This window comes from Streptomyces sp. RKAG337 (assembly GCF_023701715.1).
Taxonomy (GTDB): domain Bacteria; phylum Actinomycetota; class Actinomycetes; order Streptomycetales; family Streptomycetaceae; genus Actinacidiphila.
In genome coordinates this window covers 5,990,874-6,016,418 of sequence record NZ_JAJOZA010000001.1, presented here as the reverse complement: position 1 = coordinate 6,016,418, position 25,545 = coordinate 5,990,874, and the positions used below count along the sequence as shown (strand labels likewise).

The window sequence follows — 25,545 nt, the reverse complement described above, 5'->3', positions numbered from 1 at the left end:
CCCGGTCCGCGGTCCGCCGCGCACAACGAAACGGCCCCGGCGGTGATCCGCCGGGGCCGTTCGGTCGAGCTAAGGGTCGTCGGGTTACAGCGCGACGCCCAGGAGTGCGTCCACCGCTCGGGAGACCACACCGGGTGCTCCCTCGTCCGTGCCGCCGGACAGGGCCTGCGAGGCCGCCCAGCGGTCGACCGCGGCGAGCGCGGCCGGTGCGTCCAGGTCGTTCGCGAGCGCCTCGCGGATCTCCTCGACGAGCACCTCGGCCGGCGGTCCGTCGGGACGGGACACCGCCGCGCGCCAGCGGGCGAGGCGTTCGACGGCGTCGGCGAGCACGCCGTCCGTCCACTCCCAGTCGGCGCGGTAGTGGTGGGCGAGCAGCGAGAGCCGGATCGCGGCCGGGTCGACCCCGTCACGGCGCAGCTGGGAGACGAAGACCAGGTTGCCCTTGGACTTCGACATCTTCTCGCCGTTGAGGGCGACCATGCCGGCGTGCACGTACGCCTTGGCCATCGGGAACTCGCCGGTGAGCACCTGGGCGTGCGAGGCGCCCATCTCGTGGTGCGGGAAGGCGAGGTCGGAGCCGCCGCCCTGGACGTCGAAGCCCATGCCGAGGTGGTCCAGCGCGATGGCCACACACTCGATGTGCCAGCCGGGCCGGCCGCGGCCGAGGGAGGCGCCGTCCCAGCTCGGCTCGCCCTCACGGGCGGCCAGCCAGAGCATCGGGTCCAGCGGGTTCTTCTTGCCGGGACGGTCCGGGTCGCCGCCGCGTTCCGCGGACAGGATCCGCATCGCGGTCGCGTCCAGCCGGGAGACCTGGCCGAAGTGCGGGTCGGAGTCGACGGAGAAGTAGGTGTCGCCGCCCAGTTCGTAGGCGGCGCCGAGCTCCAGCAGCCGTTCGACCAGCGGGACGATCCCGGGTATGGCCTCGACGGCGCCGATGTAGTGGGCCGGGGGGAGCATCCGCAGCGCGGTCATGTCCTCCCGGAACAGGGCGGTCTCACGCTCGGCGAGCGCGGTCCAGTCGTCTCCGTTGGCGATGGCCCGCTCCAGGAGCGGATCGTCGACGTCCGTGACGTTTTGGACGTACTGCACCTGACGCTTCGTATCGAGCCACACGCGCTGCACGAGGTCGAACGCGTTGTAGGTGGCCGCGTGCCCCATGTGGGTGGCGTCATAGGGAGTGATCCCGCAGACATAGATGCGGGCGACCGAACCGGGGTCCAGGGTTACCGGGCCACCGGTCGCGGTGTCGTGGAGGCGGAGGTCGCGGCCACTGCCGGGAAGGGCAGGGACGTCGGAAGCGGGCCAGGCATACATGACATGAGCGTAACCGGACGTGGGTTCCGGAAACGAACCGGAGGCAGGCCGAAGTGCGGATGGGCCGGATTCACCGTCTTGACTTTTCCGCGCGCCGCCGTCCGGGAGGTGCGGCCCGGAGTCCTCGGCCGGACGGCTGTGCCGGCAGGGCAGACCTGGGGCTGCGGAGTCCTCGACGGGCGGCTAGACGGGTGGCCAGGGAATGGCCGGCCACTGGCCGCTCGGCCGCGGGTAGCGACCGGTGCGCAGCAGATCCGCCACTCGGGTGCCGACCGCCGCCACCTCGGCCTCGGTGAGCAGCTCGGCGAGCCGGCCGCCCAGCTCGCCCGCCAGGGCGCTCGTGAGGCGCCGGAGCACCTCGACGGCGTCCTCGGGCAGCGGTTCGTCCGCCCAGCCCCACAGGAGGGTGCGCAGCTTGTCCTCGGTGTGGAAGGCGATGCCGTGGTCGATGCCGTAGAGCCGGCCGTCCGGTGCGGGCAGCAGATGGCCGCCCTTGCGGTCGGCGTTGTTGATCACGGCGTCCAGCAGGGCGATCCGGCGCAGCCGCGGATCGTCGGCGTGCACCAGCAGCGCGGTGCGGCCACCGCCCACCTCGGCGCGGACGACGGCCTTCCAGCCCTCGCCCGGCTCGTCCTCCTCGACCAGGGCCAGCAGTTCCGGCTCCTGGCCGGGCTTCTCGTCGGCCTCGTCGATCCACAGCTGGCACATGCCCTCGCCGTACGGGCCGTCGCGCAGCACCGTCGGCGGTACGAGGCCCCAGCCGGTGGCCTCCGAGACCAGGTACGCGGCCACCTCGCGCTCGGCGAGGGTGCCGTCCGGGAAGTCCCACAGCGGGCGCTCCCCGGCGACCGGCTTGTACACGCACTCGGCGGTCCGGCCGTCGAGGGCGACCTCGCAGTACAGGACGGCGTTGGAGGCGTCGCGCAGCCGCCCGCGCACGGTCAGCTCACCGCGGGTGAGCAGCTCCATGGCGTCCCCGGCAGCGCCGGGGCCGGCGGGCGGGCCGGCGGTGTCGCCCGTGGCGCCGGACGGGCCGGCGTCGCCGGTCAGGCCCCCCGCCGGTACCCGTTCTGGCGCGGGCATACGTGTCCTTCCGGGTCCAGGGGCAGGCTGCACAGCGGGCACGGCGGACGGCCCGCCGAGACCACGTCCAGGGCCCGCTTGGCGAAGGACCGGGCCTGCGCGCCGGTCAGGTGGACCCGCAGCAGCGGCGGGCCGTTCTCGTCGTCCTCGCGCAGCTCCTCGGCCGCTTCGAGGGTGGCGTCGTCGGCGTCGGGCTCGACCTCGACGAGCGCCTGGGCCTCCAGGACCATGCGCTCCTGGGTGCTGTCCCAGGCCAGCGCCATGGTGCCGACCCGGAACTCCTCCTCGACGGGACTGTCGAGCGGCGCGGTGTCGGCCAGTTCGCCCGGCGCGACCGCGGGCACGACGGTGCTGCCGCCGGTCCGCCGAACGACCTCGTCCAGCAGCTCGTCGATCCGTTCGGCCAGCGCCGCGACCTGTGTCTTCTCCAGGGCGACGCTGGTGGTACGGCCTGCGCCGGTCGCCTGCAGGAAGAAGATGCGCTGGCCCGGCTCACCGACCGTGCCGGCGACGAACCGGTCCGGCTGTTCGTAGAAGAAGACCTGACGGGGCACGTCCTGCTCCGTTTGCTCGACTGTGCGGCTGCTCGACTGTGGGACTGCTCAGCTGTGGCGGTGCTCAGTTGCGGCTGTGCTCAATTGTTTGGGCTCAGTTATGGCTGTTGACCGGCTGTTCCGTACCGCCGGACACGGGTCCGGGGCGGCGGAACACTGCCGGTCCACCACCCTACTGCGGAAGCCGATCACGGTGTGCCGGTGCCACCACCGACCACCGCGTCCCCCGTCGTGTCCGCGGCCGCGTTTCCGGCCGTTTCCGACGCCTCGGTGGCCGCCGCGGACGGCGCGGGCGCCAGCCCGGTGAGGTCTCCGGTGTCGCCGAGCCGCAGCAGGAACGGCCGGTAGGCGGTGTAGCGGATCGCGGTCACCGAGCAGGGGTCGACGGCGATCCGCTGGAAGAGGTCGAGGTGCATGCCCAGGGCGTCGGCGGCGATGGCCTTGATGATGTCGCCGTGCGAGCAGATGGCGTAGACCGCGTCGGGTCCGTGGCTCTCTTCGATCCGGGCGTTCCAGTCCCGTACCGCGTCGACCGCGCGCGCCTGCATGGCCCGCAGCGACTCGCCGTCCGGTCCGGGGAAGACCGCGGCGGACGGGTGGCGCTGCACGGTGGCCCACAGCGGTTCGTCGGCGAGCTCGGCGAGCTTGCGGCCCGTCCAGTCGCCGTAGCGGCATTCGCCGATCCGGTCCTCGGTGTGAACGGGCAGCTCGGGGCGGGTGTCCAGCATCGGCTGGACGGTCTCCCGGCAGCGCTGCAGCGGGCTGGTGACGACGGCGGCCAGCGGCACCACCGACAGCCGGGCGGCGAGCTCGGTGGCCTGGGCACGGCCGCTGTCGTCCAGGGCGACGCCCTGGCTCCAGCCGGCCAGCACTCCGTCGGCGTTGGCGGTGGACCGCCCGTGGCGGACAAGGATCACGGTGGGCATGCGGGCCAGCCTACGTCGGTGGTGTGACTTCGCCGGATCGCGGAAGAATAGCCATCGTGATCGTGGACTGCGCCATCTACCAGGACGGGCACCGTACCGAGGGGCCCGACGACCTCTCCGATGCCCTGGACCAGGCGCGGGCGTCGGGCGACGCCTTCCTCTGGATCGGGCTGCACGAGCCGACGGAGGACGAGTTCGAGCTGGTGACCTCGGAGTTCGGCCTGCACCCGCTGGCCGTCGAGGACGCCCTGACCGCACACCAGCGCCCCAAGCTGGAGGTCTACGACGATTCGCTGTTCGTGGTCCTCAAACCGCTGGACTACGACGACGCGGCGGCGACGGTCACCTCCGGTGAGCTGATGGTGTTCATCGGCGACGCCTTCGTGGTGACGGTCAGGCACGGCGAGGGCAGCGCGCTGGCCGAGGTGCGCCGCCGGCTGGAGAAGGATCCCGAGCTGCTGAAGCACGGGCCGCCCTCGGTGCTCTATGTGATCAGCGACACAGTGGTGGACCACTACGTGGAGATCGCCTACGAACTGCAACTGGATCTCGACGAGTTGGAGTCGAGCGTGTTCACCCCGAACACCGGCGACACGGCGAACACCGCGAGCACGATCTACACCTTCAAACGCCAGGCGCTGGAGTTCCGCCGTGCCACCGGTCCGCTGATGGACCCGATGGCCCGGCTCGCGGGCGGCGGGGTGCCGTTCGTCTCGGAGGCCAGCCGGCCGTTCTTCCGCGATGTCGCCGATCACCTGACCAGGGCGAACGAGCAGGGCGAGAGCCTGGACCGGCTGCTGTCCGACATCCTCGCCGCGCATCTCACGCAGGTGGGGGTGCGGCAGAACGACGACATGCGCAAGATCTCGGCGTGGGCGGCGATGGCCGCGGCGCCGACGATGATCGCCGGCATCTACGGCATGAACTTCGACCACATGCCGGAGCTCCACCAGACGTGGGGCTATCCGGCCGTCATGACGCTGATGGCGGGCATCGTCGCCGGCCTGTACCGGTTCTTCAAACGGCGCGGGTGGCTGTAGCGGGGTGGGGGCGGGTGGTCGCGGCCGGGCGGGGCGGGTGACGGTGACCGTACGGTGTGGGTGGCGGTGACGGTGCGGGGCGGGTGGCGATGACGGTGCGGGGTGGGTGGCGGTGACGGTGCGGGGCGGGTGCCCGTGGGGCGTAACTCCTGGCCCGCTGAGGCGTTGTGTTTGCTGACGGCCGTGGCGGGGAAGACCCCCGAGCCCCCACCACGGCCGCAGAATCCCAGCGATCCGGTCGAGCCTCCTCATCCCGCACTGTCTTACCTCCTGGGTAAGGTGCAACGGGGGCTGAGGGGCCAACGAGGCCGTGAATCGCGAAGCAGGTGGACATGTTCAGCAAGGCGACGAGGAGCCGCCCGACCACGCGCCGGTCGGGTCCGGCGGGGTCGGACTGGTCGCCGTACGAGCGCCTCGAGGACGCGTCGGACGCCTACTTCCTGCACGCGGACGTCGCGTTGGACGCGATCAGGGGGGTGCTCGGACGCCGCAAGGTCCTCGGTTTCACCCTGGAGCGGGTGGTGGATCTGACGGAGGCCGGGACCTCGGTCTGGCAGGAGGCGGCGGTCTGCGACGGCCGGCGGCTGATCCTGTGGCACAGCGAGGAGTTGGCCGACGACAGCGCACCCGGCGGGACCGTGCTGGACTCGTCGGTGCAGGTGCTCCCGCTGAACTCGATCGGCCATGTCGGGATGCGGACGCTGGTCGGCAGGAACGAGCAGGGGGTGCGCGTCGACCGCGGGGTGTACCTGGTGCTCGCGACGTCGATGCCGCACGAGTTGAGCGCCGTGCAGGGCGATCCGGACTCACCGGTCGCCGCCGCCCGCTTCCGTCCTGAGGCGTTCCGCTTCAGCAAGTCGCTCGACGACGGCGGCCCGGGCCAGATAGCCCGGCTCGTCGCGTTCGGACGGCTGCTGGGACGGCTGGTGCCCAGCTAGAACCTGACGGTCCCCGTCGGCACCTCAACCGGCCCCGGTCCCGCGCGGGACCGGGGCCGGTCCTCTTCCGGCTACGCGAGGCCCGCGCGCTCCATGGCCTCGACTCCCGCGCGCAGCGCGGCGACCCGCTCGTCGAGCGTCCAGCCGGCCGGGGTGACGGTCAGGGTGGTGACACCGGCGGCCGCGTACTCCTGCATGCGGTCCGCGATCCGCTCGACCGGGCCGAGCAGGCTGGTGCGGTCGATCAGCTCGCGTGGAATGGCGGCCGCGGCGCCGTCCTTGTCGCCCGCCAGGTACTTGTCCTGGATCTCGGCGGCTTCCTTCTCGTAACCCATGCGCTGCGCGAGCTGGTTGTAGAAGTTCTGCTTCCTGCTGCCCATGCCGCCGACGTACAGGGCGGTGTAGGGGCGGAAGATGTCGGCGAGCGCGTCCACGTCGTCGCCCAGCGCGAGCGGCAGGGTCGGGACGACGTCGAAGCCCTCGAGGGTCTTGCCGGCCTTGGCGCGGCCCGCGCGGATGGGGGCCAGCGAGGTGTCCTCGAGGTTCTCGGCGGCGCTGAAGAGCAGCAGCGCGCCGTCGGCGATCTCGCCGGTCTGCTCGAGGTTCTTGGGGCCCATCGCGGCGATGTACAGCGGGATGTGCTCGCGCACCGGGTGCACGGTGAGCTTGAGCGCCTTGCCGGGGCCGCCGGGCAGCGGCAGCGTCCAGTGCTCGCCCTCGTGGGAGAGCCGTTCGCGGGCCATCGCCTTGCGGACGATCTCGACGTATTCCCGGGTGCGGGCCAGCGGCTTGTCGAAGCGCGTGCCGTACCAGCCCTCGGAGACCTGCGGTCCCGAGACGCCGAGGCCGAGCCGGAACCGGCCGCCGGACAGCGAGTCGAGGGTGGCGGCGGTCATCGCGGTCATCGCGGGGGTACGGGCCGGGATCTGGAAGATCGCCGAGCCGATGTCGATGTGCTCGGTCTGCGCGGCCACCCAGGAGAGCACGGTCGCGGCGTCGGAACCGTACGCCTCCGCGGCCCAGCAGACCGCGTAGCCGAGCCGGTCCGCCTCCTGGGCGACGGCCAGGTTGTCCGCGTCCATCCCGGCGCCCCAGTAGCCGAGGTTGATTCCGAGCCGCATGCCGCTCCCCTTACTGATGAGTAACGTCTCTGTCACTCCGGACTTTAGCGCCATGGCGTGCTTCGCGCGCCTGTCGGGTTCGTCACTGCTGCCCAATCAGCCACTTCACCAGTAATCTCAGCGGTCATGGAACAGAGGCACCTCGGGCGCACCGGGTTGCGCGTGTCGCGGCTTGGCCTGGGCACGCTCACGTGGGGGCGCTACACCGGGGAACGCGACGCGGCCGACCAGCTGAAGACGTTCTGGGAGGCGGGCGGCACGCTGGTGGACACCGCCGACGTCTACGCGGACGGCGGCGCGGAGTACGTGCTCGGGCGGCTCATCGAGGACTTCGTCCCCCGCGCGGATCTGGTGATCGCCACCAAGGCGGGCAGCGTGCCCGATCCCGACCGGCGCTTCGACTGCTCCCGCGGCCATCTGCTCTCGGCCCTCGACGCCTCCCTGCAGCGGCTCGGCACCGACTACGTCGACCTGTGGCAGGTGCACGCCTTCGATCCGGTCACCCCGCTCGACGAGACGCTGCAGGCCCTCGACATCGCCGTCACCTCCGGCCGGGCGCGGTACGTCGGGGTGTCCAACTACTGCGGCTGGCAGCTTGCCAAGGCCGCGACCTGGCAGCGCGCGGTGCCCGGCCGCACCCCGCTGGCGAGCACGCAGATGGAGTACTCGCTGCTGCAGCGCGGCATCGAGCGCGAGGTGCTGCCGGCCGCGCTCGATCTGGGCATCGGGCTGCTGCCGTCCTCCCCGCTGGGCCGGGGCGTGCTCACCGGCAAGTACCGCAGCGGCACTCCCGTCGAGTCGCGCGGCGGTTCGGAGGAGATGGCGGCCTTCGTCGACCCCTACCTCGACGACACCGCCCGGCTCATCGTCGACGCCGTCACCACCGCGGCCGACGGGCTCGCGGTCCGGCCGATGGACGTCGCGCTGGCCTGGGTCCGGGACCGGCCGGGAGTGACCGCGCCCATCGTCGGCGCGCGCAACGCGCAGCAGCTGGCGCAGGCATTGTCAGTGGAGGCCCTTAGTCTTCCGGGTGAGATCTGCCAGGCGCTGGACGATGTGTCGGCGCCGCTGCACCGCTACCCGGATCACGACTGGAGCACGCTCTGAGCGAGCCCGGCCGGGGATCCGCCGCACCACGCCGCACCACGGAGGCCCACGTGACCGAGGACCGCACCGACCAGGACGTCGCGACGCCCGGCGCCGACGGGCAACCGCCCACGGCCCCCGCCCGCCTCGCCGAGACGGAGCGGGCCCAGGAGCGGGTCATAGACGATGCCGCCGCGCCGCCCGTCCCCGCCCCGGCCGCGCGGGCCGGCGCCCGTGCCAAGCCCGCGGTCGACCTCGCGGACCTCGCCGCCGCCATGCGCTCCATCGAACGCGGCGACAACCCCGCGGCCCCCGCCCCCAAGGGCGATGCCGCGGCCGCCCGCCGCAAGCGCCGCGACGCGATGGCCGCGGAGGCGGCGAAGCTCCAGGCCGCCGAGGCGGCAGCCGCGGCGGGCGTTCCGGTGCCGGGGGCCGACGTTGCCGAGGTTACGGAGGGGGCCGAAGCCGCGGAGGGGGCTCAGGGTTCGGACGGTTCCGAGGGTTCCGAGGGTTCGGACGGTTCCGAGGGTTCCGAGGGGGCGGACGAGGCGGCTGTCGCCGATGGTCCGGAGGCCGCCGCTGCGGAAGGTCAGGACGCTGCGGAGTCGGTGCCCGACGGGTCCGCCGATCCCTCTGAACCGCCCGCGCCTTCGGAGGCGGAGGCGGAGAGCCCCGACGACGCCGGGGAGGACGAGCCCGAGGAGGTCGTAGCGGCCGAACCCGTAGCGGCCGAACCCGTTGCGGCCCCGGCTCCAGCCGCAGTCCCCGCTGAACGGCCGGTCCGGGAGCGGGCGGAACGCGAACCGGTCCGTCTCGCTCGGGTGCCGGTGGTGTACGACCCGGCCGCCGTCGAAGCGGTGCGGGCCGTGCTGGCCGAGGGCGGGGCGCCCGCGGAGCTGGCCGAACCCGCGGTGGCGGCGCTCGGCGAACGGGCGGCGCAGGCGCTGCGCGAGGATCCGTGGCAGGTGCTGTCGCTGGCCGGCGTGCGGGTCGAGCACGCGGACGGGTTCGCGCGGGCGCTGCTCGGCGGCGAGTGCGGGCCCGACGACGAGCGCCGCGTACGGGCCCTGGTCGTGTGGCTGTTGGAGCGGGCCGCCGAGCAGGGGCACACCGCCCTCGAATCGTCCGTGCTGCGCACCGCGCTGGAGAAGCAGTCGGTCTCCGGCGCCGAGGAAGGACTGAGCGCCGCCATCGCCGAGGGCCGCGTGCTGGTGTTCCAGGACGCCGAGGACGTCCCCGGGGCGAAGCCCGCCGCGACGGAGGAGGGGGACGAGGGGCCGCCGGTCCGGCTGCTGCTCGGCCTCGACCGGTACGCGCTCGCCGAGGAGAGCCTCGCGGACGGCCTGGACCGGCTGCTCAAGACCTTCGAAGGGGACGATCTCGACTGGGAGTCGGCCGCGGCCGCCACGTCGTCGCCGTCCGCCGCCGCGCTGGTCCGTGCCGCCGCCGTCAGTGGTCTCGTCACGCACACCGGTGGCGAGGCGGCCCGTGCGGAGCCGGCCGCGCTGGTCGCCGCGGCCCGGGAGCTGGGGCTGCGCGCGTATGCCGCCGCGTACACCGCGGAGGGCCGGCGACGGCTGGCCGCGCACCTCGGCGAGGACACCGCCGTCACCGTCGCCGGGCTGCTGTCCGGACAGGAGGGTCCTGGCCGGGAGGCCGACGGGAGCCTGGCTCTGGACGTGCTGGCCGTGCTGGACGCCCCGCAGCTCGACGTGGAGCTCTCGGCGACGCTCGTCGAGGCCGTTCCGGACGGCGCGCGGCTGGTCCTCAGCGGTGACCCCGGGGTGCTGTGGTCGGCCGGGCCCGGCCGGGCCTTCGCGGATCTGCTGGCGGCGAAGACCTGCCCGCAGGTGGCGTCCAGGACCCCGGACCCGGGGCCGATCGGCGAGCTGGTGTCGGGGATCGGCATCGGGGAGCTGACGGCGGTGGAGGCCCCTGGCAAGGAGGTCGTCATCGTCCCGGTGCGCGACCCCCGCGAGGCGGTGCACCGCGCGGTGCAGCTGGTCGCCGACTCGGTGCCGCGCGTCATCGGGGTGCCCGCCGCGGAGACCCAGGTCATCACGCCGGGCCACGGTGGCGCCGTCGGCACCCAGGTGCTGAACGCGGCGCTCAAGGAACGGCTCAATCCCGGCCCGGGCCGGTTCGGCGGCTTCGACCCGGGCGACCGAGTGGTGTACGCGCCGGAGCCGGGCCTGACGCTGCCCGGCACGGTGCTGTCGGCCGATCCCGAGGGTCTGAACCTGGACTGCGCGGGCACCCGGGTCCTCGTACCGCGCGACCAGGTGGCGGCGCTGCGGCACGGATGGGCGATGACGGCACAGCAGTCCGCCGGGCTCCGCTGGCCCGCCGTGGTCGTGGTGCTGCCGGGCGACGCGGTCCAGGCGCTGACCCGTGCGTGGGTCTACACGGCCTTCGGCCGCGGCGAGCGCCACCTCTCGGTGGTGCAGGGCGCCGATCAGGGCCTGGCCCAGGCGGTGGCCGGCATCCCGGCGAAGGACCGTACGACCCGGTTGCGTTCGGTGCTGCGCGAGCAGGCGCGCGAGCAGGCGGCGGGGTGAGCCGGGCCGGGGCGGACGGAAACGCGTCCGCCCCGGCAATCGTTTTCCTGCGGAGTCCGGCTCTAGCCGTCCGGCCCAGTCGTCCGGGGCCTTGGTCGTCCGGCCCAGTCGTCCGGACCTAGTTGTCCGGGTCGAGCGCGCTCAGCTCGTCGTCGAAGACCGAGCTGACGTCGAACCGGCAGATGATCAGCTGGGGGTCGGCCTGATCGAACGGGGTGGCCAGCCAGTCCCCCGGATCGGCGGGCTCCGCGGCGGAGACCCACAGGGTCGAGTCGCCCTCCTCGAGCCCGAACTCCTTGTGCCGCTGGGCGATCTCGTCCGGCTCGTACTCGCCGAAGAGAATGCCGACGGCCGCGTTCACCCCGGTGTCCGGTCCGGAGTCGGCGTCGGCGACCCGGCGGGCCTGCAGCAGCAGCCGCTGCGGCTCCACGATGCTGTAGTCACGGCGGATCAGCACGCTGATCGCGGCAGGTTCATCGGAGCCCGCGTACTCGGGCAGCGTGTCACCGGACGGCACCTCGAAGGGCGTGACCTCGTCATAGGCGTCGTACAGCAGCTCGTCATAGGCCTCGGCGGCCGAAGCGAGCTCGTCGAAAGCGGTGTAGACGGCGGGGTCGTCCTCCCCCGTCCGGTTCTCGATCGCCTCAAGGTGGCGGTCCAGCGCGGCTTTGACCGCCTCAGCGGCGGCACGTACCTCGGCAACGGTGGGCTGCACGTCATCAGACATGGTGCAGACGCTATCCGCACCAGGGCGTTGCCCGCACAATAGATGCGATGCCGGAATACGAATTCACAGAGATGTACGTCCCCCGGGGTGTGTCCCGGAAGGACGCGACGCGACTGCTGACCGATCACGCGGAGTACGGCCACTGGGAGTTGGACCGGCTGCGCCTCTACCCCGACGGGAGCCGCCGGGTGCGGCTGCGCCGCCGGATCATCCGCCAGGTCAGAGCAACCTGGTGAGCTGACATCCACCCATAACGCATAAATGGGACCCCGCGATCGCGGGGTCCCATCGAGCTGTCCCGCCGAGCCGCCCGGCAGGCCTCGCGGCCGCCCTGCGGCTCTCCTGCCGTCAGCGACGGGCGGCGCGGTTACGGCGGTAGAGCATCCCGCCGCCGAGCAGCAGCGCGGCGCTGGTCGGCAGCGCCATCCCGATCGCGCCGCCGCCGGTCGCGGCCAGCTGAGCGGTCGGGTGGTGCGCGGCCGGAGCGTAGGGCGACGAGGGCCCGCCCGGGTTGGAGTGACCGGTGCCGGGGTTACCCGGGGTGCCGGGATTGCCAGGGGTGCCGGGGTTACCAGGGGTGCCGGGGTTGCCGGGCGTGCCGGGGTTACCCGGGGTGCCGGGGTTGCCGGGGTTACCGGGGTTGCCGGGCTGACCCGGAGTGCCGGGATTGCCGGGCGTTCCCGGGTTACCGGGCTGGCCGGGGTTGCCCGGAGTCCCCGGGTTGCCAGGAGTACCGGGGTTGCCAGGAGTACCGGGGTTACCAGGCTGGCCGGGGTGACCGGGGTGCCCCGGATGTCCAGGCTGACCCGGATGACCGGGCTGACCGGGCTGACCGGGGTGGTTCGGCTGGCCCGGGTGATTCGGCTGGCCCGGGTGCCCGGGCGTGCCCGGGTTTCCGGGGTGACCCGGGTGACCCGGCGTGCCCGGGTTCCCCGGATGTCCAGGCTGGCCGGGGTTGTCGGGGCAGTCGTCGGAGCCGTGCGGCGCGTGCCACTCCGTGTTCCCGCAGCCGTTGCCCATCGCGGGGTTGAGGGCGCCGATCACGGTGATGCTGTTGCCGCACGCGTTGACCGGAACGTCGACCGGAACCTGCGCCGAGTTGCCGGAGAGAACGCCGGGCGAGTGCGAGGCACCGCCGTGCGCCACCGCCCCGGAACCGCCCGCTCCGCCCCGTCCGCCGTGACCCGAGACGTTCGCGCAGCTGTTGCCCATCGCCGGGTTCAGCAGCCCGATGACGTTCGCCGTGTTCCCGCACAGGTTCACCGGTACGTGCACCGGCACCTGCACGTTGTTGCCCGACCCGACGCCCGGCGAGTCGGACGTGGTGCCGACGGCACCCGAGTCCGCAAACGCGAAGCCGCTGCCGGCAGCGAGAACGCCGCCCGTCGCGACCACGGTGATCAGGCCCTTTTTCGCGACCTGTCGCATAGCCTTCCCTACCTTCGCTGTCAGTGAGTCCCCGGGGTCGCGGCCCCGGGAAGGGAACGGACGGCTGTGAAATCCTTGTCCGATTCCCCCATAAAGACCGAGGGGCCCCGGAGCGCGGAAAAAGCACTCCGGGGCCGGCCCGGTTCAGACCCTCAACGGGTCGAACATGACGTCACTGGTTGACGCAGACGTTGCCGAAGGCGGGGTTCAGCAGCCCGATCACGGAGACCGTGTTGCCACAGGCGTTGACCGGAACGTGGACGGGGATCTGGATCAGGTTGCCCGAGAGCACGCCCGGGGACCCGATGGCAGCACCCTGCGCACCGGCGTCGGCAACGGCCAGGCCCGCACCGGCGAGCACGAGACCACCAGAGACAGCAGCAGCAGCGACGATCTTCTTGATCATGGTTTCCTCCTAGTTCGAAATGCGGTCCCAGCCGCGGACCGCACAAGTCGTAACGACCCCGAAGGAAACGAGCTACGAAACTGCGGGAGCTTTCACCCGTCTCAGTTCGACTGACACAGATGGTCGAATCATCAGCAATTTTCGATGAAACGGTCCAGCACTCGAACGCCGAACTTCAGCCCGTCCACCGGAACCCGCTCGTCCACACCGTGGAACATGCCCGCGAAGTCCAGCTCGGGCGGAAGCTTCAGCGGCGCGAATCCGAAGCAGCGGATTCCGAGGTCGTCGAAGGACTTCGCGTCCGTTCCGCCGGACAGGCAGTACGGCACCGCCCGCGCGATCGGGTCCTCGGCCTTCAGCGCGGTCTGCATGGCGTCCACCAGCGCACCGTCGAAGTCCGTCTCCAGCGCCTTGTCGGAGTGCACCGACTCGCGCTTCACCCGCGGGCCGAGGATCCGGTCCAGGTCGGTGAGGAACTCCTCCTCGTAACCGGGCAGGAAGCGGCCGTCGACGTGTGCCGTCGCCTGGCCGGGGATCACGTTCACCTTGTAGCCCGCGCCGAGCATCGTCGGGGCGGCGGTGTTGCGCAGCGTGGTGCCGATCATCTTGGCGATGCCGCCGAGCTTCGCCAGCGTCGCGTCCATGTCCTCCGGGTCGAGCTCGGTGCCCAGCGCGTCCGACAGCTCGTCGAGGAAACCGCGCACCGACTTGGTCATCCGCACCGGGAACTTGTGCCGCCCCAGCCGCCCGACGGCCTCGCACAGCTCGGTGATCGCGTTGTCGTTGTTGGTCATGGAGCCGTGCCCGGCCGTGCCGTCGACGGTGAGCCGCATCCAGTGCATGCCCTTCTGTGCCGTCTCCACCAGGTACAGCCGCAGGTTCTCGTTGACGGTGAAGGAGAAGCCGCCGACCTCGCCGATCGCCTCCGTCACCCCTTCGAAGAGGTCCGGGTGCTTGTTGACGAGATGCCGCGCGCCGTAGACGCCGCCCGCCTCCTCGTCCGCCAGGAACGCCAGCACGATGTCGCGCGGGGGCTTGCGGCCGCTGCGCAGCCGGTCGCGCACCACCGCCAGCGTCATCGCGTCCATGTCCTTCATGTCGACGGCCCCGCGCCCCCACACGCACCCGTCGGCGATCTCGCCGGAGAACGGGTGGTGCGTCCAGTCGTCGGCGTTGGCCGGCACCACGTCGGTGTGCCCGTGGATCAGCAGGGCGGGCCGGGAGGGGTCCTCCCCCGCGATCCGGGCGACGGTGGACGCCCGCCCCTTGTGCGATTCGAAGATCTGCGGTTCGAGACCGACCTCGGCCAGCTTCTCGGCGACGTACTCGGCCGCGGCGCGCTCGCCGGGCCCCGAGTGATCCCCGTAGTTGCTGGTGTCGATCCGGATCAGATCCCGGCACAGGTCGACGACCTCGTCCTCACCGGTGATCTTCCTGTCGCTCCTCGCGCCCGAAATCGACTCGCTCACGCTGTCTCCTCGTCCCTCACGCACTCCCGCGCCCGCATCCGGCGACCGCGGCGGATTCCGCTCCCCATACTCCCCCGCCCGCCCCCCGCACCCAAGAGCCACCCGCCCCACGTCATGATCCCTTCACACCGGCACCCGTGATCGGGCCCCTGGGATCTTTGCTATGGTTTACCTCGTCGCCGCGGCCGAGAGGCCTGCGGTACACCCGGTCCGGGTGGCGGAATGGCAGACGCGCTAGCTTGAGGTGCTAGTGCCCTTTATCGGGCGTGGGGGTTCAAGTCCCCCCTCGGACACCAGCTAAGACCCCTGTTGATCAGGGGTTTTCTGCATTTCTAGGCTGTGGCGTGACCAACCACGTGACCAACAGCCCAGGGATTTCCCCAGGTCAGACCAGCGACGACAGGCCGAGTCGGCCCGCTCCAGAGGCGGCCAGTCGGCGCGCTCCGTCCTTACGTGAGTGGCCGTATCGGGCCATGGTGTAACCGGGCGAGTGGTGCCGCACGTTCGCTGAGACCTCTACGGGATTCTCCCCGGCTTCCAGATCGTTCGTGACTTTGCTGTGCCTCCAGTCGTGAATCCGAAAGTCCTCCGGCAGGTGCAGCCGGGTGCGCAGGGTGCGCCACCGTGCCGAGACCTTTTCGGGGTCCTGCGGTCCGCCTGCCTCGCCCCGGTAGAGCTTGAAACCGTCACGGGCGAACACGAGGTCATGGTCAGTCCAGGCGGAGCCCAACCGCTTGCGCTCCGCGTCCTGGCGCTCCTTCTGCCGCTTGAGCACGTTCATCACGGACTGGTCCACGTAGATCAGTGCGTTGTCGTCACCGTCCTTGGTGAGCTTGCGGAGCCGGTAGGTGTTGCCCTCCTCGACCACGACCCAGCCCAGTTCGATGGCTCCGGTGTCCCAGTGGATCAGGGACCACTTCATACCCAGTGCCTCACTGCGGCGCACGCCGGTCGCGGCGTACACGGTCCACAGCGGGGCGTCCCGTAGGCAGTGGTGGGTAAGCCCGCCATCGCAGGCCCGGTTCCCGCACGGCTCCCACACCGAGCCCAGGAAACGGGCCGTGTGGTCGTCGTCCAGGGTCGGGTATTTGCTTTCCTGTGCCCGTATCTGCCGCTGGGTGGGCGGGTGCGCGGTGGCGGCCGGGTTGGTCAGTATCAGCTTGGGCACAGCCGAACCCAGGGCGCCGGACAGGATGTTGTGTACGTGCCGCACCGACTTGGCCCCCAGGGGCATGCCCTTGTTCGTCGGACACGGGGCGGTTTCCAGCAGCCGGTACAAGTCGTCAAGGATGTCGTCCGTAACCTCGGACAGCTTGACGCCGCCTATGTGCGGCTTGATATGCAGACGGATCTTCGTCTCGTATCCGGCAATCGTTGTTCCCTCCTTTCGGTGGTTGGACAGCCACTTGTCCAGCCAGTCACTCAGCTTCATGTCAGAGCGGGCCGCGACTTGGCCCGCCTCGTGGTCCGTGATCCACTTCCGCAGCGCCTTTTCTGCTGCCGTTTTGGTGGGGTACTCGCGTCCGATCCAGTAGCGCTCTTGCTTGCCGGTCGCCTTGTTGAGGTGCAGGGGCGTTCGTACGCCCCAGGTGTTGGGGCGGCCCTTGCGGGGGATCTCCACCGGAGTCCCGCCGAGTCCGTTACCGCGTTTGGCCACGTGGGTTACTTACCTTCCCGTTCCTGGTGCCACTGGGTAAGAAGCGCTGTCGCCTTGTTGGTGAGCCGTTGCCCGTCCCACAAGCCGAGTTCCTTAGATCGTTTGATGCGCTCGGACATGGTGGCTTTGCCGATTCCCAGTCGGCCGGCCAGCGCGCCTTGGGGAGCGGTAGTACCGGTAGCGCGCATCCGGAGCAGTTCCGCCACCAGCAGCGCGTAGTCCTCCTCGGTCCGGCAGCGGCCCGGAACGGGATAGGGCTCATTGGGTGCCTCCCCGTCCTCCTGTTCGGTCAGGGCCGCACGGGCTCCGGCTTTGATCTCCGCAAACGGGATCTGTCGCAGCAGGGATGACGGGATGCCGTCAGTCTCTAGGGCTTCCTGCATGCCGTGGTTGATCTCTTCGTCGGTCCCTCCGACGGCGAGGCGGATGGACAGTTCTGACGGCCCCGTGAAGGGAGCTTCGACAGGGCATCGGGCGGTGACCAGCCACGGCCCGTAGGCGCGTTGCCAGACCAGTTCGCTGCCGTCGCGCTGCCAGCCGTCCTGGCCCGGGGTGTGCGCTGTAGGTGTGTTCACGTGCCCGACCATAGCAGTACCCGAACGAGTGGCAATAGGTTCGGATATGTGGCGGCCGTCACTGTTCCGAACCCAGCGCAACATGTTCGGTGTGGGGTAAATTGGTAGTAGGCCGGACAGCAACGGGCGGCAACCGCCCTCCGGCCCACTGGGGGGAAGCATTGAACAGGCTCATGACTGTGGACGACGTGGCCGCCTACCTGGGTAAGCCCCGCTCGTGGGTGTACGGGAACTGGCGGCGGGAGCAGATCCCGTTCCGCAAGGTGGGTCAGGCGCTCCGGTGCCGCCCCACCGACCTTGACCGTTGGCTGGATGCGCAGGGGGCCGTGTGACGACTGCACCATGGGATGCGGCGTACGTACCGGTGATTCCGGTTGTCCCGGAGGGACGGGGGCCATGGTTCGGTGTAAGCCAGTCATCGGCCTTCGAGGCCGCTCAATGCCATGAATTGGGCGCAGAACTGCGCTTGCTGCTTTACGCGGTGGGAAGAGCCGACAGATACGGGCATGCCGAGTTCGAACCGGGCGAGCTGGAACGGCGGTTGGGCATTCAGTCCAGCGGCATCCGCAAGCAGATAGCCCGGCTCAAGGGGGCGGCTCTGCTTGCCCCGGAGGCGAACGCCCGTTGCGTGCTGTTGGCGTGGGAGTTCCGGGGCGGTGGACATGCTCCGAACGACCCTGCGCGTTGTGGTGAACACGGTGCGATGGGCGCAGCCTCGGTCAGGGTGATCAGAGAGGTTGAAGTGAAGGGGACCGGCCCTAGCTATTGGTTGGACCCGTACCGGCCCGAGGCGGTCCCCACAGGACCGGACCCAAGCCTTTGACCTGCGGAAACGCAATGGCCCTAATAACCTGGGCTGGGTTGTGACAGTAACTTTTAGTAAGTGCCCCCGTCTTCGTGGTCGGGGGCTCTACAGGTGATCTGAGTCTCACTTTCACTCCTGACCGCGCTTTTGTGCGCGATAGGACACATAGGACTTAGTTAGAAGAGTGTTCCTCACGGACTCTTTTACGGCCCCGGCCCCTCATAGGCCGGGGCCTTTTCTTTGCCTACTGTCGCGCGTATCCGCGCTCTTTGGAGTTCTCATGTTCGATCGTCACTTCTTCGCTGCCCGTCGTACGGCCCTGGGCCTGTCTGTTGAGGCCCTGGCAGACGAAATGCTTGTCGCCCCTTCGACCATCCGCCGCTGGGAGTCGGGCGAGACCTGCCCGACTCTTCGGATGCTCGTTCTCGTTTCCCGCCACCTGTGCACCCCGCTCCTGTCGCTGATCAGTGAGGAAGACACCGAGGTACGGAGCAAGGCCCAGGCCGTAGTGGATCTGCTGCGCGAAGAGCCCACCCAGGCTGTGTGAACCGAGTCATTAGTTAGGAGGTGTCGCCATGAGCGACCCAGAACAGATTCCAGACGTTCCGGCAGTCATGCCGGCCGAGGGAGTTCCGGCCGTACCTGACCCGATAGAAGCTATCCGCGCCCAGGTGGCACATGAGTATGCCGGGAAGCTTGCCCATGCCGAGCTGAGATTCCAGGCTGCCAAAGATGGCGTGGAGCTGCCCGCCGGTTTCACTGACTTTCTGGACGCATCCAAGCTGGTCGGTGATGACGGCCAGCCATCGGCCGAGGCCATTGGGAATCTCCTTGAACCGTTCAAGGCCGCGAAGATCCCTCAGTACCCTCAGGGGATCGGCCTGGGCCGCCAAGGTGGCTACACAGACTCCCATCCCACTGTCTCCCTTGACGCCCGCAACCGATAACCCAGGAGTTTCCCTATGACAGTCAAGCCTTATCAGAATGCTTCTACGCATTCCTTCGTTCCCGAAGTTTGGGACTCCCAACTTCTCACGCAGTTCGACCCGCTTTTGGTCTGGGCTTCCCCGATTGTTGCCAACAAAAAGTATGAGGGGACTATTCGGGACCGGGGCGATGTGGTTCATATCAACTCGCTGTCTCGCCCTTCGGTAGGTGACTACAGACTTCCGGACGGGATGACGGCCCAGCGGCCGGAAACTGTTGATCAGAAGTTGGAGATCACCGAAGCCAAGTATCTCCAGGTGCTGGTGGAAGATGCCGAGCGTCTACAGAGTGCGGGCGCTTTGAACTCCCCTATCAATCAGCAGATGATCCGGGCGCTTGCCCGTGCGGCGGATACCTTCATGGGTGGGGTGATCGCAGCCGGGGCAACAGCGCTTCCCAACATTGCCGTCACCACCGCGACAGCTCCTCAGGCGCTCTACAGCGCCATCCTGGACATGATGTTGGCTCTGGACGACCACGACATCCCTGGAGGCCGTTACGCGGTCGTCTCACCCCGCGTGAAGCGGTACCTGATTGAGCATCCGGCCGTTGCCAACGCTGCGGCCTACGGTGAGGGCGGAGTGACCGCAAACGGTGTGGTCGCCCGTCTTGCTGGCTTCACGATCCTGTCCACCACCGCCACGCCTCTTGGGGTGGATATCGTGGCTGGACACTCTGAGTTCGCTACGTACGCCAGTCAGTTCAGTGGCTTTCGACAGGGACAGTCGGAGAAGTACCGGGCCGACTACATCGACACGCTGCACCTGTACGGCGGGAAGATCGTCCGCTTCCCCGAACTGGACACCCAGAAGCCGGACAATACCTTTGATGAGAGCAAGCCCACTAAGGGAATTGTCAAGGCTGCGGTGACTTGGCCCGCCGCGTAGTCCGTTGATTAGTTCGGGCCCCTACCACGGTGGGGGCCCGTTCCTTTTCACTGTCCGTCGATCAGTTGCCCGCGCCGGCCATCGACCGCGCGTAAATGAAACCGGAGAACCCCATGCCCAAAATGCGTAACCCGAACTCTCCACATTCCAGATACAAGGGGCTGGACGTTCTTCCGAATGATCACGGGCTTCCGGTTCCTGAGCTGCCATCTGTTCGTGAATGGTCCGATGCTGAACAGGAGCAATGGTCGCAATGGTGGAGCAGTCCGCAGGCAGCGCGTTGGGATGAGTCTTACGTTCCGACTGTGGCAGTCATGCTGACTTATTACGGCAAGATCCTGGACGGAACTGCCACCCGAGAGCACCTGACCGAATATCGGCAGTTGGCTACATCGCTTGGGTTGACCGCTGACGGGATGAAGCGGCTGGGCTGGGCCTTCGAGGGGGACGAGTGAGCAGACGAACGGTCAAGGCCGGGGCGGCAGGTACGCATGACGGAGTGCACCGGGCCGGTTATGAGTGCCCCTGGGATGAGCCCCAGTGCTCGGAATGTGTCCAGGAGTTCGCTGTTCACACCGGATGGGAACTGACCGGGAAAGTGCGGCCCTGGAATGACGATTTCAAGCACCAGCCTAAGCAATGTTTTGCGTGTCGCCAGATGTGAACCGCTGGCCCTTGGGGATTTGATTGGCAAACGCGGTCGAGATACGGCACCCCCGGTGGGTCCCTTTTCCTTTCTAATGCGTGTTACCCCCACCCGTATATGCATTTGCATAATCAAGTAGTTATACGTTAGTTACCGTTCCGTGATACGGAGTTGGCAGGATGTAGTCAGTTTCAACCCGCCGAGTGCGGGGGCTGTGAGAGCGATGCTCCGGCCACTTACTGAGACTTCCCGCCCATCCCGAACGAAGGAATGCGCCGCTATGCGTAAGACCGTTCTTGTGCCCGTTGAGCAGACCTTCTGTGACGCCCATATAGCGCGTGACGGTTCCGAGGTGGACGCTACGGACACGTTGGATCTCGGCCGCTACACGTGGGACCTGTGCCTCGAACATTCCGTGATCTTTTCGCGCTACCTGTGTGACGCCATGGGAGTACCGGCCAGCGCCATGGGTGGCCCTGCCCACGAACCCACTTCTGAGGCTGCACCGGTGAGTGGTGCGGTGTTGGAGCCTGAGGCGGAGGACGAGACGGAGTCTGAGTCTGTGGGCGACGCTGAGCCTGTGCGGTCCGTGATGATCAGTGGAGAGATCCCCGGTTACGGGTGGGACGACGCCCGCGAAGCGGTGCGGAACTTGGGCTATGGAGTGGTCGGCCGCGCGGACGAGACGACCGTGTTGATCATCTGCGGGGATGGTGCGGAGCGTAACGCGACCAAGTTGCGGGACGCGCGGGAACGTGACCTGCCGTGCTTCGACGCCACCAAGCCGGGCGCGTTCAAGGCTGCTGTCTGCGCTGGACAGTTCAGCGGTGGCGACCTGTTGCCGGAACCGGTGAAGAAGGATGCGCCTGCTGTGATCAGTGAGCGGGAGCGGAATCGGTTGGTGCGGGTGTGGGCACGTGCCAACGGCTACCGCGTGCCCGACAAGGGACGCATCCCGATGAGCGTTCGCTACGCCTACGACCTGACGCACCGTGACGTGACCGAGGGAAAAGCAGTCGCGGCCTGAGTGCCGTACCCCAGGTGGTGGACACGCTGGGTGTCCACCACCCCGCACCACACCCCGTACAGCTCACCTTCTGGGAGATCGACACCCCATGAACGCCCCCGTTCTCTACGGCCCGATCGGCCGCACTGTCCGCGCTGTTGCTCCGCACATCGAGTGCGACCCGGTCGGCGTGTACGTCGCAGCGCTCAGCATGTGGAGTGCCGCTATCGGCCAAAGCGTGCGGGTGTCCTCCCGTGGCAACGCCCGCCCGGCCCTGCTGTGGTCGGCACTGGTAGCCGGAACCGGTCGCGGCAAGGGAACCGCATTGCGGGCGGCTCAGCACGTCATGCGACCCGCTGTAGGCCGTTTCCTGGACACGCACACCACATCCGGCATCACGTCGGGCGCTTCCCTGGTCAACTACCTGTGGGAGCAGCAGGAAGCGACCGAGGAAACCGAAGCGGGGCGCGATGTGCGCGCCCTCGTGATCGAGGAAGAATGGTCGGAGGTGCTCCGGCGGGTGAAACGTGACCCCTCGTTCACCGCCAAGCTCAGAGCCGCATGGGACGGGGCTCCACTCCGCAACACCACCAAAGATGATCCACAGGCTGTGGATGACCCTTCCTTGGTGCTGCACACGCACATCACGCCGTCCGACTGGACGCGGTACATTGGAGCGCAAGAGGCGTCCGGGGGGTCCTACAACAGGATCATGCCGTTCACCCTGCGGGCCGTCCCGATGCTGGATGACGACCGCGCCACGCTCCCGCCGGTAGATGGCGGAGACCTCTCCGACGCTTACGCCTGGGCCACTATCCGCCCTCGCGTGATCAGCCTTACTGACGACGCCCGGCCACTGTGGCAAATCATCCGCCGCTATTCCCGGATCACCGCCGAGTCACTGCCCGAAGCACAGGCCGTGTTCATCGAACGCACCGCAGAACAAGCGTTGCGCGTCGCCGCCTGCTTGGCCGCCTCCGAGTGCTCCGACACCATCGACCATGCATGCCTCTCGGCCGCGTTCTCCCTCGTCCGCTACAGCGTCCAGTGCGCGGTGAACATCACGGACACGAGCGAGGCACCCAAGGCGACCCGCAAGCCCGCCACCCTGGCGGACAAGGTCCGGGCACGCATCGCCCTGCACGGCGGTCGGGCGACCTCTTCCCAGGTGCTCCCCTACGTCGGGGCGACGGCCGCTGAGGTCAAGGCACTGCCCGGAATCGTCGTCACCCAGGAACGGTCGGCGGTCGGCCGCCCGGCAACCGTCTTCACCATTGCGACCGACAGTTCCGATTACGCACCGCTCGGCCGGCCAGGGGCTCAGCGACAGTCCACATCACCCACCGTCGATGCGAACCGTTCCACGGTCGTGAGGCTGGACACCTACCGGCCCACCACACCCGAGACCCCCCGACCGGTGGCAACTGTTCAGCGGCCTCAGCGGTCGGCCCCGGTACAGGTTTCGGAAGCGGTCAGCAGCAACCCCTTCCGCGCCCTGCTCTGACACGATCTAACAAACGAACAAAGATGCCCCTCGCAATCGCGGGGGCATCTTTGTTCGTTTGGCACCCCCGGCCATGTACGGCCGAAGTCGGGCCGTCAGTAAAGCAGGTGACGACTGGTCATGACAGGAGCGAACGGCAGTCCCGAAGACCCGGGGATGTACTGATCGCCGACGTGTACGGAGTTCCCGCACCCGTAGCAGCGCATCCACTCGCCTTCCTTCTGCATCGTTGCCGAACAGTTGTTGCAGATCACGGGTTGCCCCCTAGAGGGATCTTCTTGAGCCGGGGATGGTTGCCCCACTCCCGGTACTTCGCATTGAGCCAGCGTTGAGCGGCCTCTTTGTCGGCGAACACCAGCGGGTCCGATACTCCCTCTGGCGTCCCCGGCTTGTTGACCATGGTGTATGGCCCCATGCGGTCGCAGACGTGCCATGTGTCGTTGGGTCCGTCCAACCAGGGGATATATCGGCTGTCCTCGTCCCAGTTGGGGTCATACGGCAGGCGCGCTTTGGGCATGAGACCGACTCTCTTCCTGTGACGGATGCGTTACCGACAGTGTTCTACTCCTGTCGTGTCCCCGGAAGTCGAACCGGGGAAATCATCGACCGGGCTGGATTGCCCACATAAGCGTTCTCCCTTCGCTGGGTTGTGCTGGGTTGTGCTGGTGGCCCACCCCGGGCAGGGTTGTGGATCTTCCTGCCGCCCGGGGCGGGGGCTTGGTACGGCCCTGACCCGTCGGCCGCCTGGGTGGTGCCCGCTCCCACCGCGAACACGTCGCTGAACCTTGTGGGTTCTGCGCGGTGGGAGCGGGGGCTTATATGTGGCGCTGGCTCATGCAAAGCAGCGCGATTACCGCCGCGAGCCCGCTGATGTTGAGTGCGAGGAACAGGGAGCCCGTGAACCTGCCTAAGCGCCTCACCACTCGGCCAGGATTACGCAGCGGGGGCACGGCGGGCAGATTTCCACAGGGACGTTCGGGGGCAGCCACACGATGCCTTCGCGGGTGACCACAATGGGCTGGACCCTTCCAGGCAACGGGGGCTCACTGTTCGACTGTGGCGGGGTGCCGGTCATGCGCTTCTTCCTCTCATGTTGGCGACGGCGAAGCGGTGCCCCTGTTCCTCGTATGGCGTGAGCCGCCGCACGTGGGCCAAGTCGGCTTTCCACGGATCGCCTGGCCGGAGTGGACGCAGGTGGATCACGCGCCCTTCAATGGCTTCCACAAGCCCCAGGCGCTGTCTCTCGGTATCTCGCACGACCTTGTCGACCTCAACGTGCCTGGCGCCCCCCGCCGGCCCACTAGGGCTCACTGCGCCCACTCCGTAAGGCGGTCGATCAACCGAGTCGCCTCATCTGCGCGCAGCTCTATGGACACGTAGGCACGGCCGTACATGGACGGCTCCGCCACGACCGAGAAGGCGAACCCGTTCCGCGCGAACGCGTCGTGTAGCTCGTCTGCTGTGCGCTCCGCGATGCTCTTGACTTCGTCTCGCGCTGCTTTGCCTGCCGCGTCCATTGGGCTACCTCGCCTCGCACGTCTTCCGCCTCTTCCGGCTTGGTCGGCCCGTCCACATTGCTGCGGAGCTAGGGGCGCGCCACGGAGCAACGCCCGCTCCTCTCTGTAGCGGAACCACTACCGGCAGATTCAGCGTGGCGTAGGGTGCCAAAGTCTTCAACTTGCACAATCCGAACCGGGAGTTGGGTGGGCGCTGGTGAACCGCAAGGAGTTAGACCCTGAGAGCTCGCCTATGGCAGCGTTCGGTGAGCGTCTGCGCACGTTGCGGGACGAGCACGGGTGGACACAGGACGAACTAAGCGAACGTATGGGCTACTCGGCGACGCACATTTCTGCCGTAGAAACTGGTCGGCGCCCTCCAACTCGACGCTTCTCAGCAAAGGCTGATCAGATCCTCGGAACTGGCGACCGCCTCGAACGCCAGAGCCAGGCCGTACGGCACACCTCACTACTGGAGGGGTTCCCGGAGTACGTGGGGCACGAGGCGAAGGCGGCAGAGATCAGGCTCTATGAGGTAGGCGTGATCCCTGGTCTGCTCCAGACACCGGAGTACGCGGCCTGTCTTGCCGAGAGCGCTGTAAAGCGCGGTGCGATCACTCCTGAGCAGGGAGAGGAACGGATTGCGCTTGTGGCGAGGCGTCAAGCCTCCTTGGCCCGGACGCCGTTCCCGCTGGTCTTCGCGGTGCTCGATGAAAGCTGTCTACGACGGCCGATCGGCGGCAGCGCGATCATGGATGCGCAGTTCGCGCGACTGGTGGAGTTTGCCGAGATGCCGAACACAGCTCTCCAGGTGGCGCCGTTCGGCATGGGGGAACGCCGCCCGTTCAACCTGCCGATCTACGTACTGACTCTGGCGAACCGTTCGCTCATGTCCTACGCCGAGTCGACCCAGCGGGGCCAACTTGAACGCGAAACCGCGTTCGTACTACCGATGCTGACGGCCTACCATCAACTACAGGCCGAGGCGCTGTCTCAGGCGGCCACCGTGGCCATGATCCAAGAGTTACGAAAGGGCACCCCGTGACGACCGAATCCCCCCGCTGGTTCAAGTCCTCATACAGCGACAACGGCGGCGCTTGTGTCGAGGTCGCGGGTAACCTCGTTGCCTCAGGCGGTGTCGTTCCCGTGCGCGATTCCAAGGACCCCGAAGGCCCGTCTCTGGTCTTCTCTGCGTCTTCCTGGGCCTCGTTCGTCGCGGGCGTCCAGGGCGGCGACTTCCCGACCATCTGACCCGTTCGACCTTGAGCCCCTGCCTTCGGCAGGGGCTCAGTCGTGCTGCCCGGACGTGCGCACGCGCGCACGATCCGTCAC

Annotated in this window: 26 protein-coding genes and 1 tRNA gene; 15 read left to right on the top strand and 12 right to left on the bottom strand. The window is 68.6% G+C overall.

Annotation, left to right across the window (positions count from 1 at the left end):
* Window positions 1-84 precede the first annotated feature (84 nt).
* From mshC to LNW73_RS26680, 4 genes are all read right to left on the bottom strand, one after another.
* A complete protein-coding gene (gene mshC, locus LNW73_RS26695) occupies window positions 85-1,314 on the bottom strand; it encodes a cysteine--1-D-myo-inosityl 2-amino-2-deoxy-alpha-D-glucopyranoside ligase (protein WP_250975128.1) in 1,230 nt (409 codons plus the stop codon).
* Between the two features lie 183 nt (window positions 1,315-1,497).
* Entirely contained in the window at window positions 1,498-2,397 is a 900-nt protein-coding gene (locus LNW73_RS26690) for an SCO1664 family protein (protein WP_374118191.1), read from the bottom strand.
* On the bottom strand, window positions 2,361-2,951 hold the full coding sequence (locus LNW73_RS26685) for a DUF3090 domain-containing protein (RefSeq protein ID WP_138354778.1): 591 nt from the start codon (window positions 2,949-2,951) through the stop codon (window positions 2,361-2,363). The genes LNW73_RS26690 and LNW73_RS26685 overlap by 37 nt, the downstream gene beginning before the upstream one ends.
* Before the next feature lie 188 nt (window positions 2,952-3,139).
* Window positions 3,140-3,877: a histidine phosphatase family protein gene (locus tag LNW73_RS26680; RefSeq protein WP_250991637.1), complete on the bottom strand. Its 738-nt coding sequence runs from the start codon at window positions 3,875-3,877 to the stop codon at window positions 3,140-3,142.
* Between the two features lie 47 nt (window positions 3,878-3,924).
* Between LNW73_RS26680 and corA the strand changes: the two genes are divergently transcribed.
* Together corA and LNW73_RS26670 are read left to right on the top strand one after the other, a co-directional pair.
* Window positions 3,925-4,917: a magnesium/cobalt transporter CorA gene (gene corA / locus LNW73_RS26675; protein ID WP_250993048.1), complete on the top strand. Its 993-nt coding sequence runs from the start codon at window positions 3,925-3,927 to the stop codon at window positions 4,915-4,917.
* A 332-nt stretch (window positions 4,918-5,249) separates the two neighbouring features.
* Window positions 5,250-5,855, top strand: a complete 606-nt coding sequence (locus LNW73_RS26670; protein ID WP_138354776.1) for a hypothetical protein — start codon at window positions 5,250-5,252, stop codon at window positions 5,853-5,855.
* A 71-nt stretch (window positions 5,856-5,926) separates the two neighbouring features.
* Here the strand turns inward: LNW73_RS26670 and LNW73_RS26665 are convergent, their stop codons facing one another.
* Window positions 5,927-6,976, bottom strand: coding sequence for an LLM class F420-dependent oxidoreductase (locus LNW73_RS26665; protein WP_250991636.1), 1,050 nt, complete (start codon window positions 6,974-6,976; stop codon window positions 5,927-5,929).
* Window positions 6,977-7,102: 126 nt separating this feature from the next.
* On the opposite strand from LNW73_RS26665, the gene LNW73_RS26660 reads away from it, so the two are divergent.
* Together LNW73_RS26660 and LNW73_RS26655 are read left to right on the top strand one after the other, a co-directional pair.
* On the top strand, window positions 7,103-8,083 hold the full coding sequence (locus LNW73_RS26660) for an aldo/keto reductase (protein ID WP_250975132.1): 981 nt from the start codon (window positions 7,103-7,105) through the stop codon (window positions 8,081-8,083).
* A 341-nt stretch (window positions 8,084-8,424) separates the two neighbouring features.
* On the top strand, window positions 8,425-10,620 hold the full coding sequence (locus tag LNW73_RS26655) for a helix-hairpin-helix domain-containing protein (protein WP_374118282.1): 2,196 nt from the start codon (window positions 8,425-8,427) through the stop codon (window positions 10,618-10,620).
* Window positions 10,621-10,738: 118 nt separating this feature from the next.
* On the opposite strand, the gene LNW73_RS26650 is transcribed toward LNW73_RS26655, so the two are convergent.
* Entirely contained in the window at window positions 10,739-11,347 is a 609-nt protein-coding gene (locus LNW73_RS26650; protein ID WP_250991635.1) for a hypothetical protein, read from the bottom strand.
* A gap of 47 nt (window positions 11,348-11,394) precedes the next feature.
* Here LNW73_RS26650 and LNW73_RS26645 point away from each other — a divergent pair, with 47 nt between their 5' ends.
* Window positions 11,395-11,583, top strand: a complete 189-nt coding sequence (locus LNW73_RS26645; protein WP_138353264.1) for a DUF5703 family protein — start codon at window positions 11,395-11,397, stop codon at window positions 11,581-11,583.
* Between the two features lie 112 nt (window positions 11,584-11,695).
* Here LNW73_RS26645 and LNW73_RS26640 read toward each other — a convergent pair whose 3' ends face one another.
* The 3 genes from LNW73_RS26640 to LNW73_RS26630 all read right to left on the bottom strand — a co-directional run bounded on the left by LNW73_RS26640 (window position 11,696) and on the right by LNW73_RS26630 (window position 14,650).
* Window positions 11,696-12,775, bottom strand: coding sequence for a chaplin family protein (locus LNW73_RS26640; protein ID WP_250991634.1), 1,080 nt, complete (start codon window positions 12,773-12,775; stop codon window positions 11,696-11,698).
* A 172-nt stretch (window positions 12,776-12,947) separates the two neighbouring features.
* A complete protein-coding gene (locus tag LNW73_RS26635; RefSeq protein ID WP_250991633.1) occupies window positions 12,948-13,181 on the bottom strand; it encodes a chaplin in 234 nt (77 codons plus the stop codon).
* A 131-nt stretch (window positions 13,182-13,312) separates the two neighbouring features.
* A complete protein-coding gene (locus LNW73_RS26630) occupies window positions 13,313-14,650 on the bottom strand; it encodes a M20/M25/M40 family metallo-hydrolase (protein ID WP_374117202.1) in 1,338 nt (445 codons plus the stop codon).
* Between the two features lie 208 nt (window positions 14,651-14,858).
* Here LNW73_RS26630 and LNW73_RS26625 point away from each other — a divergent pair.
* Window positions 14,859-14,946: transfer RNA gene (locus LNW73_RS26625), tRNA-Leu, on the top strand.
* Between the two features lie 89 nt (window positions 14,947-15,035).
* Here the strand turns inward: LNW73_RS26625 and LNW73_RS26620 are convergent.
* Both LNW73_RS26620 and LNW73_RS26615 read right to left on the bottom strand, forming a co-directional pair.
* Window positions 15,036-16,271 (bottom strand): tyrosine-type recombinase/integrase, encoded by a 1,236-nt coding sequence (locus LNW73_RS26620; RefSeq protein ID WP_250991632.1) that lies wholly within the window; start codon window positions 16,269-16,271, stop codon window positions 15,036-15,038.
* A gap of 41 nt (window positions 16,272-16,312) precedes the next feature.
* Complete coding sequence (locus LNW73_RS26615) at window positions 16,313-16,882, bottom strand: hypothetical protein (RefSeq protein WP_250991631.1); 570 nt, start codon at window positions 16,880-16,882, stop codon at window positions 16,313-16,315.
* A gap of 173 nt (window positions 16,883-17,055) precedes the next feature.
* Between LNW73_RS26615 and LNW73_RS26610 the strand changes: the two genes are divergently transcribed.
* From LNW73_RS26610 to LNW73_RS26580, 7 genes are all read left to right on the top strand, one after another.
* A complete protein-coding gene (locus LNW73_RS26610; protein WP_250991630.1) occupies window positions 17,056-17,214 on the top strand; it encodes a helix-turn-helix domain-containing protein in 159 nt (52 codons plus the stop codon).
* A gap of 753 nt (window positions 17,215-17,967) precedes the next feature.
* On the top strand, window positions 17,968-18,234 hold the full coding sequence (locus tag LNW73_RS26605; RefSeq protein WP_250991629.1) for a helix-turn-helix domain-containing protein: 267 nt from the start codon (window positions 17,968-17,970) through the stop codon (window positions 18,232-18,234).
* A gap of 28 nt (window positions 18,235-18,262) precedes the next feature.
* A complete protein-coding gene (locus tag LNW73_RS26600; RefSeq protein ID WP_250991628.1) occupies window positions 18,263-18,634 on the top strand; it encodes a hypothetical protein in 372 nt (123 codons plus the stop codon).
* Window positions 18,635-18,649: 15 nt separating this feature from the next.
* On the top strand, window positions 18,650-19,561 hold the full coding sequence (locus tag LNW73_RS26595) for a phage major capsid protein (RefSeq protein WP_250991627.1): 912 nt from the start codon (window positions 18,650-18,652) through the stop codon (window positions 19,559-19,561).
* Between the two features lie 113 nt (window positions 19,562-19,674).
* Window positions 19,675-20,016, top strand: a complete 342-nt coding sequence (locus tag LNW73_RS26590; protein ID WP_250991626.1) for a phage terminase small subunit — start codon at window positions 19,675-19,677, stop codon at window positions 20,014-20,016.
* Between the two features lie 471 nt (window positions 20,017-20,487).
* Entirely contained in the window at window positions 20,488-21,234 is a 747-nt protein-coding gene (locus LNW73_RS26585; protein ID WP_250991625.1) for an Lsr2 family DNA-binding protein, read from the top strand.
* A gap of 88 nt (window positions 21,235-21,322) precedes the next feature.
* On the top strand, window positions 21,323-22,717 hold the full coding sequence (locus LNW73_RS26580) for a DUF3987 domain-containing protein (protein WP_250991624.1): 1,395 nt from the start codon (window positions 21,323-21,325) through the stop codon (window positions 22,715-22,717).
* Between the two features lie 250 nt (window positions 22,718-22,967).
* Here LNW73_RS26580 and LNW73_RS26575 read toward each other — a convergent pair whose 3' ends face one another.
* A complete protein-coding gene (locus LNW73_RS26575; protein WP_250991623.1) occupies window positions 22,968-23,234 on the bottom strand; it encodes a hypothetical protein in 267 nt (88 codons plus the stop codon).
* A 1,193-nt stretch (window positions 23,235-24,427) separates the two neighbouring features.
* Between LNW73_RS26575 and LNW73_RS26570 the strand changes: the two genes are divergently transcribed.
* Both LNW73_RS26570 and LNW73_RS26565 read left to right on the top strand, forming a co-directional pair.
* On the top strand, window positions 24,428-25,258 hold the full coding sequence (locus LNW73_RS26570; RefSeq protein ID WP_250993046.1) for a helix-turn-helix domain-containing protein: 831 nt from the start codon (window positions 24,428-24,430) through the stop codon (window positions 25,256-25,258).
* A complete protein-coding gene (locus LNW73_RS26565; RefSeq protein WP_250991622.1) occupies window positions 25,255-25,464 on the top strand; it encodes a DUF397 domain-containing protein in 210 nt (69 codons plus the stop codon). The genes LNW73_RS26570 and LNW73_RS26565 overlap by 4 nt, the downstream gene beginning before the upstream one ends.
* Window positions 25,465-25,545: the final 81 nt, after the last annotated feature.

Coding starts and splice junctions, on each gene's coding strand:
- LNW73_RS26650 (WP_250991635.1), bottom strand. CDS start 11,347: ATGTCTGATGACGTGCAGCCCACCGTTGCCGAGGTACGTGCCGCCGCT.
- LNW73_RS26655 (WP_374118282.1), top strand. CDS start 8,425: ATGGCCGCGGAGGCGGCGAAGCTCCAGGCCGCCGAGGCGGCAGCCGCG.
- LNW73_RS26635 (WP_250991633.1), bottom strand. CDS start 13,181: ATGATCAAGAAGATCGTCGCTGCTGCTGCTGTCTCTGGTGGTCTCGTG.
- LNW73_RS26610 (WP_250991630.1), top strand. CDS start 17,056: ATGACTGTGGACGACGTGGCCGCCTACCTGGGTAAGCCCCGCTCGTGG.
- LNW73_RS26645 (WP_138353264.1), top strand. CDS start 11,395: ATGCCGGAATACGAATTCACAGAGATGTACGTCCCCCGGGGTGTGTCC.
- LNW73_RS26640 (WP_250991634.1), bottom strand. CDS start 12,775: ATGCGACAGGTCGCGAAAAAGGGCCTGATCACCGTGGTCGCGACGGGC.
- LNW73_RS26680 (WP_250991637.1), bottom strand. CDS start 3,877: ATGCCCACCGTGATCCTTGTCCGCCACGGGCGGTCCACCGCCAACGCC.
- LNW73_RS26595 (WP_250991627.1), top strand. CDS start 18,650: ATGACAGTCAAGCCTTATCAGAATGCTTCTACGCATTCCTTCGTTCCC.
- LNW73_RS26690 (WP_374118191.1), bottom strand. CDS start 2,397: ATGCCCGCGCCAGAACGGGTACCGGCGGGGGGCCTGACCGGCGACGCC.
- LNW73_RS26670 (WP_138354776.1), top strand. CDS start 5,250: ATGTTCAGCAAGGCGACGAGGAGCCGCCCGACCACGCGCCGGTCGGGT.
- LNW73_RS26590 (WP_250991626.1), top strand. CDS start 19,675: ATGCCCAAAATGCGTAACCCGAACTCTCCACATTCCAGATACAAGGGG.
- mshC (WP_250975128.1), bottom strand. CDS start 1,314: ATGTATGCCTGGCCCGCTTCCGACGTCCCTGCCCTTCCCGGCAGTGGC.
- LNW73_RS26665 (WP_250991636.1), bottom strand. CDS start 6,976: ATGCGGCTCGGAATCAACCTCGGCTACTGGGGCGCCGGGATGGACGCG.
- LNW73_RS26585 (WP_250991625.1), top strand. CDS start 20,488: ATGCGTAAGACCGTTCTTGTGCCCGTTGAGCAGACCTTCTGTGACGCC.
- LNW73_RS26660 (WP_250975132.1), top strand. CDS start 7,103: ATGGAACAGAGGCACCTCGGGCGCACCGGGTTGCGCGTGTCGCGGCTT.
- LNW73_RS26575 (WP_250991623.1), bottom strand. CDS start 23,234: ATGCCCAAAGCGCGCCTGCCGTATGACCCCAACTGGGACGAGGACAGC.
- LNW73_RS26580 (WP_250991624.1), top strand. CDS start 21,323: ATGAACGCCCCCGTTCTCTACGGCCCGATCGGCCGCACTGTCCGCGCT.
- LNW73_RS26605 (WP_250991629.1), top strand. CDS start 17,968: ATGTTCGATCGTCACTTCTTCGCTGCCCGTCGTACGGCCCTGGGCCTG.
- LNW73_RS26600 (WP_250991628.1), top strand. CDS start 18,263: ATGAGCGACCCAGAACAGATTCCAGACGTTCCGGCAGTCATGCCGGCC.